Raw genomic sequence first — 14,315 nt, forward strand, 5'->3', positions numbered from 1 at the left:
CAGAGAAAGGGCAAGCCAAATCAACATCGGAGAGTTCGAGTTCCATGAATGCTAGGTTATACGTAGGGAATCTGCCGTTTAAAACGACAGAGGATGAGATCCGGGAGCTTTTCTCGGAGTGCGGACGTGTTACGGATATCCATCTGGTCACCGATCGGGCTACGGGGCATTCCCGTGGCTTTGGGTTTGTCACAATGGAAAGCCCAGAGGCGGCTCGGGAAGCTGCCGAAAAGTTGAATGGTCGAAACCTGGCCGGGAGAAACATCGTCGTGGATGTGGCTCGGCCCAAGGAAACGCATCCTTCCCACCATCGATCCGGTGGGGGTCGAGATTTCCGGCGCCGATAATAGGGCTGCTCTACTCCGCTGAGCTTCGATTGGGTGGGTCTCTCCCAAAGGTTGAGTCCCACCCGATAACGGGGAAGCAACTTTTTTCCTCCTGAAAGAAGGTGCCTTCCAGGGGTTGATGACCGCCTTTGGCAGGACGACCCGATTAGGCGTTTTTCGCTTTCGGTGTCGCTTTGGTTTGAGGGATGTGGGGAGAGGGAAGGGCTTTTCCGAGCGCACTATGCCCTAAGGCAGGCTAATGGCACAACAAGGTGGATGAGCCGTCGCCTTTTGGCTAAAGGAATCATGGGCGAATACGCTAGATAGCCCGTAATTCCGGTTCTAGGGCAAGAAATCTAAGACCCCAGAAGGCTCGGACGCGAGAAGCTGGGGTTACTCCTTCCTCACCTTCTCAGGTAAGTCGAGCGCTATCTTTTGCCCTGTTTCCTCAGGGCCGACATAATCAACCTTGTATACAATGCCGTGCAGCTCATCGCAGAAAAGGAGCCCCCCTTTTAGCAAGGCCAGCAGGCCTACAGGCCGGCCCCAGGTAAGCGGAATCGAGGGATCAAGGAGAAAACCTGTAAGAAAGTCTTGGTAAAACCCGTAGGGTCGACCGTCGGAACTAAAGGGAACGAAAACAATTTTATATCCGGTTGCCACGCTGCGGTTCCAGGATCCGTGGAGGGTTACAAAAGCTCCATGGCGGTAGGGAGAGGGGAAGGTAGTCTCTTTGGGGAGAAAAACCAAGCCTAGGGGAGCCGAATGAGCGTGGAACAGAATCTCGGGGGTTCTGGTACGAGCGATAAGCCGGAGGATCTTGGGGTTATCCAACCGGATCCGGGGATCCAACAAGCTAGGCGAAAGATAGGCGTAGGGCCATCCATAAAAGTCTCCTTCATGGACCCGAGCTAGGTAATCTGGAACGAGATCATCCCCAAGACCATCCCGTTCGTTGACCACTGCGTAAAGGTCCCCGGTTTTGGGTTCTATGGCGAGCCCGACAGGATTCCGCATCCCGGAAGCAAAAACCTTAGGATGCTTTCCATCGAGGTTCATGCGAAGAATACACGCGCGGGGTGCCGGCTCAATCCCGACATTTCCCCAGGATCCAATACCGACAAAAAGGGATTTGCCGTCTTTGCTGGCAGCCAAGCTCCGTGTCGAGTGGCCCCCACCGGGAAACCAGGCCAGAATCTGGCCTTCTCCCGAGAGCGTGCTTTGACCGGGACGATAAGGGAAGCGCAGGAGCCGATCTTCGCAGGCGACGTAACACCAGCCCCTGACAAAAACGACTCCAAAGGGAATGCGCAGGCCGTTAGCTTCCGTGGCGAAAAGTTCGGAAGACGCCGGCAGGCTACTGCGTTGGGGATCTGGAATACGCCAAATGCGATTCCCGTAGGACTCAACCACTAACACGCTTCCATCAGGGGCCTGGGCTAACCAGCGGGGAGACTGGAATCCTTTGGCGAAGACCGTTACGGTAAAACCGGGAGGCAGGTTGAGCGTGGGTTTTGAGGGCAAGGGGGCTTTTTGGAAAGGTTTCTCTGCACTAGGGGTGGCAAAGGGAGGGGGAAGATCGCCGATTCGGATGACCAGGGGTTTGGGTTCGAAGTGATTGACTTGAATTTCCGGCACGTCCTGGGAGGCCTGCAGCAAGGGGAGATTTCCCAGAAAAAATCCCCAGAGAAACGTTTTTGACAAGCCCATGGAAGATGCCCTCGTTGCGAACGAAATCAATCGGCTGATTCGCACAAATCGTGAGGCCAAAAGCGTGGGGTAATCTTTTTTCATGAGGGTTGTTTTATAGGCAAAAGTGCGGGCATTGGCACGTAGCAAAAGTGACGAAAATGAGAGCCCCCTGGTTGCCTTTGCCTTTTGTGGCCCATTTTTAGCTTCCGCTGCCGTAAGCGTAGACCTTGTTCTTTCCAGGTGCGCGAGAGGGTTTGTTTCCCGAGTGTCTTTTCTCCCTTTGCCTAGGAGCTACGAATGATCACAAAGGGCCCCGCGTACGGATGAACGCCGAGCAAAGATTATACCACTGGGACAGCCTTCCGCAAAAGGGCCAGGAAGGAACCCGCCGGGCAAAAGTTGGATCGTATCCAATCAAGCAAAAAGTCAAGCAACCTGGCTGGATTACGGCGATAGGCTGGTACGGTCCGCAGACAGAGCCTACCCTTGTCGAGGGGGATATGGCTCGCCGGTTTTGCCCTTTCCCTAGTCTTTAGCGTCTTTGCTGGGAGCGCCGAGCAGAGAAAGAAGCAAGGGACAGGCGACACTTTCCCTTTTTTCCTGGCAGCGGGACAGCAAGCTTTGGAGCGCCGAAGCGATCCGCGAAAGATCATTCAATCGGTCTTGAACTTCCTTGAGTTTGTCGGTGGCAATCCTTTGGGCTTTCCGGCACTCCATGCCCTCGGCCAGTTGTAAGAGCACCCGAATCTCTTCAAGCTTAAACCCCAATCGTTGGGCACGCTTGATGAAGGAAAGGCGCTCGAGATGGCGACTATCGTAATGACGGATTCCTCCATAGGGTTTGGGAGGTCGCCGTAAAAGACCTTTTCGCTCGTAGAAGCGAATCGTTTCCACGCCCACCCCCGAGGCTTGGGCCAATTGTCCGATTTTCATGGGGATAGACCGAAAGCTTTGTTGAAACCGTACTTAAGTACGGAAGTAAAAAAAGAAAAGAACCAGTTTGTCGAGCGACATGGAAAATCTTGGTGAGGATCGAAGGCGGACGTCCCCGGGAGGACTTTGGTGGCTGGGGGCAAGCGTACTTGCGGCGCTGGCGTCCGCTGGGTGTTGCCTTGGGCCCCTAGTGGTTGCTTTCCTAGGGATTGGTGGGGCTTGGGTCAGTACTCTGGGCAGGTTTGAGGCCTTACGCCCGTTCCTTTTGGGGGCTGCCTTTTTGGGTCTTGGTATTGCTTACGTACGGCTTTTCCGGACAGGTGCTTGTAGCAGCGCGGTGGACGGTTCCTGTGGGAACTCCGGCCAGCCACGCTGGGCACGGATCGTTTTTTGGATTTTGGCAGGGGTAGTTGTGCTGGCGGCACTTTTTCCCTGGATGATGTCTTTGTGGAGCTAGGGGGTTCGAGAAAAGAGAGCGGGAAAGGAAGATATGACCGGCAGGACCATAAAAAAGTGGGTGGGCGTTTTGGGAATCCTGGCATTTGGCGTAGGCGGCTCTGGATGCTGCTGCAAGGCGAAAGGAGAAACCGAAACTTCGGTGCCACAGGGCCTACCGCCCAAAAGAGTTGTTCTCATCGTTCCGAGTGTTGGTTGTGGTGCTTGTCGGCTTGCGATCCGAAAGGTACTGGGAACAGTTCCTGGGATCCGCTCGTTTACTTTTTCGGAGGGAAATCGAATCCATCTCGAGCTTGATCCCGGCCCAAAGATCCTGGCTTTGACTCTCGACCGTCTTTCAAAGGCGGGCTATTCCGCCAAGGTCGATTCCCAAGAGTCTCATAAGGGAGGACCATGAAGGAGGATCGGTCATTTCGGGGAGAGATCCAGCTGCAAGGACTTCATTGTCCGAGCTGTGGGGATCGGGTCAAACAGTCTCTTCTCATGCTTCCCGGTGTTTTGGAAGCAGAGGTTGATTGGGAAAAAGGGCAGGCTTGGGTTCGTTCCCAGCGCAAGCCAGCCAAGGAGGAAGTTCAGGCGCTCTTGGCATCAGCGGGGTACGATCTGGTTGGGTGGCGGATCGAAGAAGTGCGCTCTTGGGAAAGGGAAGAACATTCTTCCGAGGGAAGTCCCAGGGTTATTGTGATTGGGACGGGCGCTGCTGGGGTGGCCGGCGCGATTACGGCAGCCGAGTTGGGTGCTTCGGTCACGCTCGTAGAATCCTCGGTGCTTGGCGGAACCTGCGTTAATGTTGGGTGTATCCCTTCCAAAATTCTTCTTCAGATCGCTGAGGTTCTCCACGTAGCTCGATCCCACCCGTTTGAAGGATTGTCGCGGGTAGAACTTGCCCTTGAAGCGCCAAAGCTGTGGAACCAGCTCAAAGACCGAATACGGGAACTACGAGAGGCGAAGTACCAACGAGTTTTATCTGCCTATCCTACGATTCGATTGATTTACGGGAGAGCAAGATTGGAGAGTCCTCAAAAAGTCCGGGTGGAGGGTCCCAAAGGGGAGGAGTGGCTGGAGGCGGATCGCATTTTGGTGGCCACGGGGTCCTCACCGGCTATTCCTCGGATTCCAGGGCTTTTGGAGACCCCTTTTTGGACGTCCACGGAAGCCTTGGAAGCCGGGAGGATTCCCGAAGACTTGATCGTTCTCGGAGGTTCCGCAGTAGGTCTTGAGCTAGGGCAAGCGTTTGCACGGCTAGGTTCTCGAGTGACCATTCTCGAGTGGCAGGATCGAATTCTTCCCGCGGAAGATCCAGAAATCAGTGAAACTCTCCGGAGGATCCTTGAAAAGCGGGAGGGAATCTCTGTGCTGACTTCGTTCCGAGCCAATCGTGTTAGCTGGAAGGAAAACCGGTTCTGGCTGGAAGACGAAACGGGAAAGAGGCTCACGGCGGAAAGCCTTCTGGTAGCCACGGGCCGCAAACCCAACACGGAGGGTCTGGGTCTGGAGAAGCTGGGTGTCAAAACAGACGCTCGCGGTGCGATCCTTGTCAATGAATCACTCCAGACTTCGGTGGATGGGATTTATGCAGCCGGGGATTGTACGAACCTTCCGCAACTGGTCTATGTGGGAGCCGCCAGTGGAACGAAAGCAGCGCTTCATATGATGGGGAAAGAGGCGAAGCTCGATCTGTCCATCGTTCCGGTAGTGGTGTTTACAGATCCACAAGTAGGTACTGTCGGTTGGACAGAGGCGGCGGCAAGAGCCAAGGGATGGGACGTCGAATCCCGAAGTCTTCCTTTGGATCAGGTGCCTCGAGCTTTGGTCAACTTTCAAACCGATGGGTTCATCAAACTGGTAAGCGATCGGAGAACGGGTAGGCTTCTTGGGGGCCAAATCATAGCTCCTTTGGCTGGCGATCTGATTGCCGCTTTGGCGATTGCTCTTCGCAAGGAAATGACATGGCAAGAGCTGGCGGGTGGCCTTTGTCCTTATTTGGTGATGGCCGAGGGGCTCAAACTTTGTGCACAAACTTTCCAGAAAGATGTGGCTAGGCTCTCCTGCTGCGCGGGCTAGGAAGCCCTTTAGGGGACAGAGAGGTCCGGTGGCATTTTCGAGACCTAAGAGAGTTGACCGGGACGGAAGACGGCCACGCTCGATCGGAATGTTCGAGCAGCTGGGTAACCCAATGCCGAACGAGCACTCCCGGGATGGCTAGGCCTACATGCTCGACCGCCTGACCGCCCACCTTGGCCAAGCAGATCCCAACGAGCCGTCCTTCAAGGTCAACCACCGGCGCTCCGCTGTTGCCTGGGTTGACAGCCGCATCCAACTGAACGAAGTAAAACGGCCGCTGCCCCGAGAGACGGATTCGTTGCACATTCGACGAAAGGATCCCTCGAGATACCGTTTGTCGGACACCCAGGCTTCCACCAATTACCAGGACGGTTTGTCCAAGCACATTGGGCGAGATCCGATCCAAGGAGAACAGAGGAAGTTCTTTCGGCAGCCGAGCTCGAAGAAGGGCAAGATCCCAGTCTGGATCCACAGCCACAAGCTCTGCGGGAAGTTGTTGCCCATTCCGTAAAAGGACCAGGGGTGGAACTTTGGGGGTTGCAGTTTGAACCAGATGCGCGCAGGTCAAAATGTAACCTCGGCGTGACACGACAATCCCTACGCCCTGCCCGCTTGGTTCGACCTTTCCCAGGCCGAGAAACCCCCCTGCTTTTCGGCTACGAACGCCAACCACGGATGGAAGAGTCATTCGAATCGCCCGGACTACGGGTTCATCCAGCGGATGAAGAGCCCATAGGGGAGAAGGAAGCCCAAGAAGCAAGGACAAGCAGGTGACGAAAACCTTGCGCAGCTTCATGGAGATCTCTTGTTAGAAGCTTTTCCTCCTTCTTTTTTTCTTTGGAGGCAAGCTTTTGCTGCCGCTTCAAGAGTGAGGATGATCCTTCGAAGAAAGGAAAAAGGCCACGTTGTCCCAATCGCGCGTGGGCCCGTTGGGCTTAGAGCCCCCCATGGCAGGAGAGCCCAAAGGCGGATCCTCTGCAAATTCTAAAGCCTTGGCTCAGCTAAGAATTTTGCGTGCCTGTTGCCGGAAGCCCGTCTCCTTCCCGAACGGAAAAAAGGCCGACCTAAGGGATCGAAGAAAGGCGAGCGTGCGAGGGGAGGGAAGCTTTGCATCATTCGATTGGTTCTTTTGGGCTTTCCGCCTACCAGAGGGAACGCGACTGAAAACGGCTGCGAGAGAACGTATCCGGTTCGATCCCGAAAAAGCCCAATGGATCTGCAAAAGAGAGTCCTTAGTTCCGCAAGTTCGAGCTGGTCAATGACTCAATAAGGCGGCCAACCTCGAGCTCCTAGGTTGCTTGTGAAAAGACGTTTGGCCTGCGTTCTATGAGCGCTGGAGAGCCTCTACTTGAGCGATTGCTTGGCAAAGGGAGCCATTCTCCGTGGAAACGTTTTTTGCGAAAAAGGCAATGAGAGAGTGGAGGGACGCGGACCAGAAGGCTTCTCCAGGATCATTGTGCTTTACAAGTCTGCGAGCTCATATCTCGGAGAAGCTTTCATTCTGAAAAGGGGCAAAAGCCGAGTGGGAAATCCCCGGCGCTGCGTCTGCTTTTCCATTGGTTTTTCGGTCGGGATGGGCCACGATAGAGGACCCTCGCTGCGACCAACTCAACCCATGGTCCCAGCGAAAAGAAGCTGGTAGGAAGCTTCCGGCTTCACAGGTGTTGGAAAGAAACCGGAGAGTGTCATGGGTTTTATCTTCGATCTTGATGGAACTCTAGTGGATAGCGTCTACCACCACGTTCTTTGCTGGCACCAGGCCTTGCTCACATATGGAATTGAACTGTCCATCTGGCGGATTCATCGCAAGATTGGTATGAGCGGAGGCCTGTTGAGCCAGGCACTTTTACGTGAAACCGGCCGGGTACTAGATGGATCTCTGCTAGCCCAGCTCCAAAAACTCCATGTGGAAGCCTATCGCTTACGGTTGGGAGAGATCCGGCCCCTGCCAGGGTCTGTGCAACTCTTGCGCCACCTTACTCAAGAAGGGATTCCTTGGGCCATTGCTACAAGTGGTGTCCGGGAGACGACCCTTCCCCTTCTGGAACGTTTAGGTGTGGATGGCTCCGTACCGTTGGTGACGAGGGAAGATGTTACTCATGCGAAACCCGATCCGGACCTCTTTCTAGAAGCTGCTCGTCGTATCGGGATTCCGCCGGAGGAGGTAGTGATCGTTGGGGATAGCGTCTGGGATCTTCTGGCTGCCCGGCGAGCACGCTCGTTAGGCGTAGGGGTTCTTTCAGGAGGATACGGTCGAGATGAACTGGAGCGGGCTGGGGCGTTTCGTGTTTATGAAGACCCTGCGGATCTCCTCCGGCATTTGGACGAGCTTGGCGTACGAGTTTTTTCCTGAAACGATCGCTTTTACCAGAACCAAGCAGCGCCAGAGGTTGGAAAGCATGAAGCAAACCTTTGGATCTTCCCAAACGCCAACTGGCTCCAAGACGATGGAACGCATCCGAAAACGCTTTCTTTGAGGGTCTCAAACGTATCGCGCCTTGCACGGCTAGTGTGCACTCGTTTCCTTGGTCGCAAAAGCTCGCTGAGAAAGGAAAAGTTGTCGTGGCTCACAAGCGCGCGAACCACCGTTTCCCTCCCGTTAGCACGTGTGTGTGCGGGATAACCCGAGGTCGCGAGCCTCTTTGCCTCTCGCGCTCTTGCAGGGGTTGGATCTTTCCCTCCCACAGCCGCTACCAAGGAAACCACTTGAGAGCTAACTCTGGTTTTCCCGTGCTATCGAAGTCCAAATCTCCACCAGGGGTCCTGAGGGCCCGTAAAGAGGATCGCTCTTAGGGATCGGAACCTCTCCGAGGTGAGCGAGTACCACGGGTAGCTCCCCTGGATCACCCAACCGTAGATCCCAGGATCTTCCTTCAGGGTAGGCCCCTAGCACTCGAAAATCTCGGGTTCCGTGGATGTATGCGTGAGCAACACCTGCCGGTAACACCAGGACATCACCCGTTTCACATAGGAAACTTTTTCCCGCAGGCCCTCCCAGACGAAGCCGGGCTTCGCCGGCAATCACCGCGAGTACCTCATGGGTCGTTGAATGAAAATGGTCGAAAGGGTAGACGCCGTTTATCCATGCACCGCGCCAACCGTGGGAGTAAAAAAGCTCCTCTACGGCGTCAGGATCTCCTTTGAGCGACCGAAGCGCTTTGGGGTAATAGAGGACAGGTAAGCGGCTATTGGGAAATCCCCCGTAGGGAGAAAGCCATATTTCGATCGGCCGCTCGTGATCCATTTGGGAAACTTTATTCAACCCAGATCGGGAATCAGCCCTGCGAGCTTTTCCAGGGTGGAAGGAGCTGTTGAACCTTTTCCCTTCACCCTATCTACGAAAGTATCTTTTATAAGTCAGGCTCCATGCACAAGCTATCCTTCCAAGCAACCCTTCTGGGCTTCGAAGCTATGCGCGAAAAACTTCTTTTTTCACTTGGAACATTTCTCCTTTTGATTCTCTGGCTTTTTCCTTTTCCTGCAACCGCCTCTTCTCCTCCCTCGGAGGTTAATCTCCGGGTGATGATGGTACCACCCGGCCGGTACGGACGACACATCGAATTTCCCCTCCACGCCCGCTACATCACGATCCACTCCACGGACAACCCAAACGCCACTGCTTATCAACATGCTGTGGGAATGGCTCATGGCCGTTTTCGAGCAAAAAGCCGCTGGAATCGAACTGGCTACCTTACGTGGCATTTCACCGTAGATGATCAGGAAGCCATCCAATCTCTCCCTCTAACGATTCAGGGGGAGCATGCAGACCATGACGGTCCGGGAAATCGAACCAGTATAGGAATTGAAATCTGCGAGTTTCGTAACCCTGTTCGCCAGGCCAAGGCCATTGATCGAGCAGCAAAACTTACGGCATGGCTTATGCGCGAAGAAGACATACCCCTCGATCATGTGGTACCGCATTGGTACTGGCCCCAGTGGCACTTTCACGGATACCGCAAAAATTGCCCGCGTATCCTTTTGGAACACGGCCGTCCGGGTCGAAGATGGGAAGCCTTTCTCCAACGGATTGCTGCCTATTACCGCCGGTACTATGGCACGGACGATCGAATTGCCAGTAGATCCCAACTGCTTCCAGAACATTGAAAACTCTTGCTCGGCCAGGGAGGCCCGTTCAACCCCCAGGACGAGGGAAGGTCATCGATCGAAGGCAAGCCGGCGCCTGGAAAGAAAACCAGGAGTTTAGCGCGGATGTCGGCGTTTCAGAGAGCGGAAGCGCCGGGAAGTCATTTTCAAACCCGCTCAACGAGCATCGGCTACACGGGCCGCTGGGAAGCTTGCTTAGATGCTTTCGGCCCAGCAACATGCCCCTCGTTCTCTGGCGTTGCCGTCAGGTGAGGTTGCGCTTGTACTAGTGCCAAGGTAGTTCGACTGCTGGCTTAGCCTATTAGGAAGATTTCCGATGGGATCCGTTCTCTTCGAGTGACGACGATAGAATGTGGCGTGGCGAAAAGCATATCAGGATGGCGCACAGCGTCCAGCAGACGGTCGCCTATAGGCAGACCGCGTCAACTCCGAGCACTCCAAATGCCGCTCTTAAAACCATGAACAACCACTGTTCTAGCAGGATAGATGATCATCCACCACGCCGGCTGCATAGCGCTGTCGGCGCTTTACGCGCCGAGGTCTCATCGGCAAATGCCCAGATGGCGCCCATGCCTGCACTTTTGCGGACAGAACCGCCGGAGGCGGTCGGTTGCCTCCTGAGCGGGCGTTTGCTACATGAGCTACCGCGAGTCTTCGTCGAACATCCGCCATAGAAACGACCATACGCGCTTCGCCCAGTTGCTTGCGCGTAGGGCAAAAGTGATATGGCTGCCGTCGGGGGTCGGCAGGGTAGCGTCCCGGAGCGATGGGTGCTGGGGATCGACCGAATCTTCTGCGCGCGACACCATGAGGCCGCGCTCTGGTAAGAACTCGGGTCATGACGGTGCGTGTAGTGGTCCATGTCGATCAGGGAAGTGTCGGGCGGGTTAACCCCAATCGGCTCGACCCCGGCCTGAAAAAAAAGCCCGACTTGAGCAATCGCGATCGCCTTGGCGTAGGCAAAGAAAAGAGCGAGTGGGCTCAGGCGGCGTCCACCGGCTTGAGCTTGCGGCTTCCGCCCTGGGGGAGATCCAACCGCTCGATCACAAGAAGCTTGCCCCCTTGGGGGGAGGCTCAGGCGATTTTTCTGCACGCATCCGTAAAAATCCCTTTTTGGCTTGCCCTGGCTCTTGCCGTAGAGATTGAGTCCAGTCCGGCAATGTGTATGAGATTACTCAACCGATCCGTTTCGGCCACCGCCGGGTAATCCCCGTTGAGGTCAATGCCGACCGGCCCGCCGAGTCGGTGGCGTCACCACGGAAAGTGGCCGCGTCTGAATACCCACAAACAGCCGTCACCTTTTCCGGTCCCGCACGAAGTGAGGGCTCGCCGCGGATTCCTCCCTCTGGTAGGCGGACTTCCCTGTTTGTGTTTGCGCTGTGACGATCTGGCCGGTGGGAAGGGCCGACCGGATCGTCTCCTCTCCGTAGACCAAGCGCACGCCTTTTAGTATCAGGTACTTGCTCGAACCCTCCCTTCCGTTCCGCAGCCGCAACCGCAGCTGCAAGCTGCTGTCCTGGGTCGACGGCAGCTTGGCAGGAGTGGTTGCCCGGGCTCTTATCCTTGGAGCCCAAGATAAAGAGCTAGCTGCTCCGCTGTACCTCTGAATTCTTTTCCCAGTCTGCATGGCTTGCGCATCTGTTTTCTCCAACGACAATGGCCCGCACAAAAGATGCCGCAATCGAAGGAGAGCCCGAGCCCGGACGGACTCCCGATCGGCCAGAAGCGCATCGAGTGTCGGGCCGCAGAATGGCCAGCCGCCGCTTCTTCTGATGCAAGACGGCCCACGCCGGCCCCTTCGCCTCCAGCCTGGCGATTGCCGTTAGAGTCCCGGGTGGTGGTGTAAATTCCCCTGGGCCCTAGGGCCCAGGGCTGGCAGGCCTTGACGAAAGGGGCCACCGGCAGCTTCCCTTCGGGTTGGACGAACCCCAGACGAAGGGAGGCAGCTGACCGATGGCCGCCGATCTTAAGATGGCACTCCTTGAGCTCCTGCGGAAGTACCAGGACGACCCTGGACTCGATGCCTTGCGGGAAGGGCTGCGCTGGCTGGCGCAGCAGCTCATCGAGCTGGAGGTCAGCGAGGTGATCGTCGCCCAGCGCTACGAACGCACCGAGACTCGCAGGACGTACCGCAACGGGTACCGTCCGCGGCGCTGGCGCTTGTCTGGCAAAACGCCGGCCTGCATCCGAGTAGAAAAACCCGGCATTCGCCCGAGCATTCGCCCGACCGTGAAGCGCTGCATCGGCGTCCAGGCAGCAGGCCTACCCGCGGGTTAGCGGCAAAAACGGGCCTGGTAGGTGAAAAGAGGGAGCTTCCTCATGCCATTGCTTCGAGAGTCTTCTTGGTGCGGTTTTTAGTGGAGCGCTTGCTGCAAAGCCTCGCACAACAGGGAAACGGATGAGCTTCTGCAAAGGACGGACGATATCGTCCGCCATTTTGTTGGGTTCCACGACGAAGATGGAGCGGCTCTGCGCGGCTAATGCCGCCTCTGGGAACCCGAATCCCAAGCGTATCAGCCGGTCGCGATCCTTGACCAGATTCATGCCGACCTTTCGATTACGCAGCAGCCCGATAAACCCCTCCGATGACCGTCCATTCCGGCACTGGCCTCGTTGACAGCCTTGACGATTCGCAACGCTTTGCCAGAGCGCAAAATCAGGTCAACGATGCCAGTTGCCTATCCGGATTCTTTTGTCGATCGCTACTGGACACGGGCGCGTAAGGGGGCACGCCATCGGGCCGCTCCGCCTCCGCATGCACGATCACGGTTCCGATGGGCAGCTGCTTCGCCGGAAGCGGCAAACGCCTTTGCCTCCCCATCCGCGTAACCGACTTGTGGCAAACATCCTGCTGGGAGAGGATCTATTGCCATGAAAAAACCCGATCGTCGATAAATAGCCCGCCTTTTGGCAAGCTTTTTCAAAGAGAATCGAGCGGACCGAACGGCAAGATCAAGGAACCTGTCGGGTAGTCGGCGAGTACGGAGCTTCCCAGCAAGGCTCTTTTGAACTCGAAGGCCTCAAAAAACGGAGGAGCAAAACTTTCTCGTTACAAAACGATGGTCTCCTCTCTGCGGCGGAGAAAACATGCAAGCTAGCTATCTGGAATCGCTCCGTTCTCTTAGCGGGGTTGCTTTGCCCAATCTCCCTTGGAGAGAGTGCTCGAACTTTCCTTGAATCTGGTGCTGCTCTGGATCTTCCGTTCGCTTCTCTTGCAATAGGCAGGGCGATTCCCATTGTGGTTCGCTAGTCTTCTGGGTGAAGGTAGCGGAACACAATTCCAGCAATCACCCCTCCCAGAAGCTCAGCAGGCAGGTAAAGAAAGAAAAAGGTCCCTGGTGGCAGAATCCCTAAGCCAATCACGCCAATCGCTACTGCGGGGTTAAACGCGGCTCCCGAGATGTTTCCAACAGCAAAAGCACCTGCTAAAACCGTCATTCCAATAGCCAGGCCGTAGAAAGAATTTCCCTCAGTTTCGCGGGCAGTGGCTGCGTTAAGAACTACGTAGACCAAGGCAAAGGTAAACAAAAATTCGGCTAAAAATGCCGGTGCCCAGGCGGGGGCCACTGGGGTTCTTGTCTCTACCCCTCTAAGGAAAGAAACGGCTGATACCGCAAGCAACGCACCTCCAAGCTGTGCAACTACGTAAAAAAGTGCGTCTCGAAGACTACACCGTCCTCGAATCCAGACCCCTAGGGTGACGGCAGGGTTGTAGTGAGCACCCGAGATGTGGCCGCCGGCAAAAATCATCACCATAAGGATGGATCCGATGGCCAGAGGAGGAATAACCCCGGGCATTGGTTTGATAGCTGTACATCCAACCGTGAGCACGAGAAAAAACGTTCCAATAAGCTCAGTGAGGTATTTTCTCATGTTTTGGTTTCTTCCCGGAAGGGGGGAGGGTTCTTTCCGTTCGGCGCAGAACAACACATTTGACCTCTGGCTGCGAAACTAGGTTGGTACGTCCTTTCTGTCTAGGTAGATTCACCGAGACGGGCGAGCGTCGTCTTTTTTTACACGCTGGTGCGAAAGTTCTAGATCTACGTCGGCGGCTTTAACCGGCTTGTTTCGTGGGGCTCCCTTTGAGTTTCTGCTCGAAGGTTGCTTTTTCATTCAATCTGCGGAAACCTCTTCGGGCTTTTGGCCGCCCGAAGCCATCTTCAACAGAAAAATGCCCTACAACTTCCTGGCTTTAACCAGAGGGAAGTTGGGCGCTCAGGATAGGCACGGTCTTCGGGGTGAACGTTCTCCGGCAAGCGACGAGGGGGGAGCGAAAGGAGATGCAGCTGCGCAAGGGTGACTGAGCGTGGGCAGGAAGGATGGAATGGAATCGCGGGCCGATGGAGAAGAGCCAGCTAGGAGGGAATGCAGATTTGGCGGTTGCGCGGGAAAGGATGGCGTATTTAGGTGGGGAGATTTGGCTTTATGTTTGAGAGGGGGGACGCGGAGGGAGAAGCCAGGAGAGGTTGCGAGGGCCTGGGTAGCTAGGCAAAGGATCCGACGGAGAAGAAAGGCTGGATGCTTGTGAGTTTTTTGGGGGGGCATGCATGAGGACCCAGGGCAACGTCGGCGCGTTGCTCGAGGAGGGGAGCAAAGCCAATTCTTCTTCGAGGCGGGATGCAGCCCGGGCAACGGATCACAGGGGAAAAGGGCTGGGGGTAGGGGCCCATTGATGCAGCTTCTCTCGGCGCAGGAACAAGAGTTGAGGCGTGGAAAATGTGTCAAGCTCGCTAAGGGAAA

General features: G+C 55.7%; 11 protein-coding genes and 1 pseudogene. 7 read left to right on the plus strand and 5 right to left on the minus strand.

Annotated elements, in window-relative coordinates; translation table 11 throughout:
* The first annotated feature begins 44 nt into the window (after positions 1-44).
* Positions 45-347, plus strand: coding sequence for an RNA recognition motif domain-containing protein (locus tag KK925_RS05485; RefSeq protein WP_174583232.1), 303 nt, complete (start codon positions 45-47; stop codon positions 345-347).
* 372 nt (positions 348-719) lie between these two features.
* Here KK925_RS05485 and KK925_RS05490 read toward each other — a convergent pair whose 3' ends face one another.
* Positions 720-2,036, minus strand: a complete 1,317-nt coding sequence (locus KK925_RS05490) for a PQQ-dependent sugar dehydrogenase (RefSeq protein WP_174583233.1) — start codon at positions 2,034-2,036, stop codon at positions 720-722.
* Between the two features lie 507 nt (positions 2,037-2,543).
* Positions 2,544-2,951, minus strand: a complete 408-nt coding sequence (locus KK925_RS05495) for a MerR family transcriptional regulator (protein WP_174583234.1) — start codon at positions 2,949-2,951, stop codon at positions 2,544-2,546.
* A gap of 67 nt (positions 2,952-3,018) precedes the next feature.
* Here KK925_RS05495 and KK925_RS05500 point away from each other — a divergent pair, with 67 nt between their 5' ends.
* On the plus strand, positions 3,019-3,408 hold the full coding sequence (locus KK925_RS05500; RefSeq protein WP_214096332.1) for a mercuric transporter MerT family protein: 390 nt from the start codon (positions 3,019-3,021) through the stop codon (positions 3,406-3,408).
* A 392-nt stretch (positions 3,409-3,800) separates the two neighbouring features.
* Positions 3,801-5,471: a mercury(II) reductase gene (gene merA / locus KK925_RS05510; RefSeq protein WP_174583237.1), complete on the plus strand. Its 1,671-nt coding sequence runs from the start codon at positions 3,801-3,803 to the stop codon at positions 5,469-5,471.
* On the opposite strand, the gene KK925_RS05515 is transcribed toward merA, so the two are convergent.
* Positions 5,446-6,267, minus strand: coding sequence for a S1C family serine protease (locus KK925_RS05515; protein WP_174583238.1), 822 nt, complete (start codon positions 6,265-6,267; stop codon positions 5,446-5,448). The genes merA and KK925_RS05515 overlap by 26 nt on opposite strands.
* Before the next feature lie 891 nt (positions 6,268-7,158).
* Between KK925_RS05515 and KK925_RS05520 the strand changes: the two genes are divergently transcribed.
* On the plus strand, positions 7,159-7,824 hold the full coding sequence (locus KK925_RS05520; RefSeq protein WP_174583239.1) for an HAD family hydrolase: 666 nt from the start codon (positions 7,159-7,161) through the stop codon (positions 7,822-7,824).
* Positions 7,825-8,184: 360 nt separating this feature from the next.
* Here the strand turns inward: KK925_RS05520 and KK925_RS05525 are convergent, their stop codons facing one another.
* Positions 8,185-8,715: a cupin domain-containing protein gene (locus tag KK925_RS05525; protein WP_214096333.1), complete on the minus strand. Its 531-nt coding sequence runs from the start codon at positions 8,713-8,715 to the stop codon at positions 8,185-8,187.
* A gap of 122 nt (positions 8,716-8,837) precedes the next feature.
* Here KK925_RS05525 and KK925_RS05530 point away from each other — a divergent pair, with 122 nt between their 5' ends.
* The 3 genes and pseudogenes from KK925_RS05530 to KK925_RS05540 all read left to right on the plus strand — a co-directional run.
* Positions 8,838-9,575, plus strand: a complete 738-nt coding sequence (locus KK925_RS05530; protein WP_174583241.1) for a peptidoglycan recognition protein family protein — start codon at positions 8,838-8,840, stop codon at positions 9,573-9,575.
* An 838-nt stretch (positions 9,576-10,413) separates the two neighbouring features.
* Positions 10,414-10,782 carry a hypothetical protein gene (locus KK925_RS05535; RefSeq protein WP_174583242.1) on the plus strand — a complete coding sequence of 123 codons (369 nt, stop codon included), beginning with the start codon at positions 10,414-10,416 and terminating at the stop codon, positions 10,780-10,782.
* A gap of 746 nt (positions 10,783-11,528) precedes the next feature.
* A pseudogene (locus tag KK925_RS05540) lies at positions 11,529-11,732 on the plus strand (transposase); the annotation flags it as partial.
* Positions 11,733-12,821: 1,089 nt separating this feature from the next.
* Here KK925_RS05540 and KK925_RS05545 read toward each other — a convergent pair.
* Entirely contained in the window at positions 12,822-13,448 is a 627-nt protein-coding gene (locus KK925_RS05545) for an MIP/aquaporin family protein (protein WP_174583243.1), read from the minus strand.
* Positions 13,449-14,315 lie beyond the last annotated feature (867 nt).

The sequence above is a fragment of the Candidatus Methylacidithermus pantelleriae genome (assembly GCF_905250085.1).
Taxonomy (GTDB): domain Bacteria; phylum Verrucomicrobiota; class Verrucomicrobiia; order Methylacidiphilales; family Methylacidiphilaceae; genus Methylacidithermus; species Methylacidithermus pantelleriae.

Bases quoted from the DNA above. Each gene is read 5' to 3' on its own strand.
- KK925_RS05520 (WP_174583239.1), top strand. From the start codon at position 7,159: ATGGGTTTTATCTTCGATCTTGATGGAACTCTAGTGGATAGCGTCTAC.
- KK925_RS05525 (WP_214096333.1), bottom strand. From the start codon at position 8,715: ATGGATCACGAGCGGCCGATCGAAATATGGCTTTCTCCCTACGGGGGA.
- KK925_RS05495 (WP_174583234.1), bottom strand. From the start codon at position 2,951: ATGAAAATCGGACAATTGGCCCAAGCCTCGGGGGTGGGCGTGGAAACG.
- KK925_RS05485 (WP_174583232.1), top strand. From the start codon at position 45: ATGAATGCTAGGTTATACGTAGGGAATCTGCCGTTTAAAACGACAGAG.
- KK925_RS05535 (WP_174583242.1), top strand. From the start codon at position 10,414: ATGACGGTGCGTGTAGTGGTCCATGTCGATCAGGGAAGTGTCGGGCGG.
- KK925_RS05515 (WP_174583238.1), bottom strand. From the start codon at position 6,267: ATGAAGCTGCGCAAGGTTTTCGTCACCTGCTTGTCCTTGCTTCTTGGG.
- KK925_RS05490 (WP_174583233.1), bottom strand. From the start codon at position 2,036: ATGGGCTTGTCAAAAACGTTTCTCTGGGGATTTTTTCTGGGAAATCTC.
- KK925_RS05545 (WP_174583243.1), bottom strand. From the start codon at position 13,448: ATGAGAAAATACCTCACTGAGCTTATTGGAACGTTTTTTCTCGTGCTC.
- KK925_RS05530 (WP_174583241.1), top strand. From the start codon at position 8,838: ATGCACAAGCTATCCTTCCAAGCAACCCTTCTGGGCTTCGAAGCTATG.
- merA (WP_174583237.1), top strand. From the start codon at position 3,801: ATGAAGGAGGATCGGTCATTTCGGGGAGAGATCCAGCTGCAAGGACTT.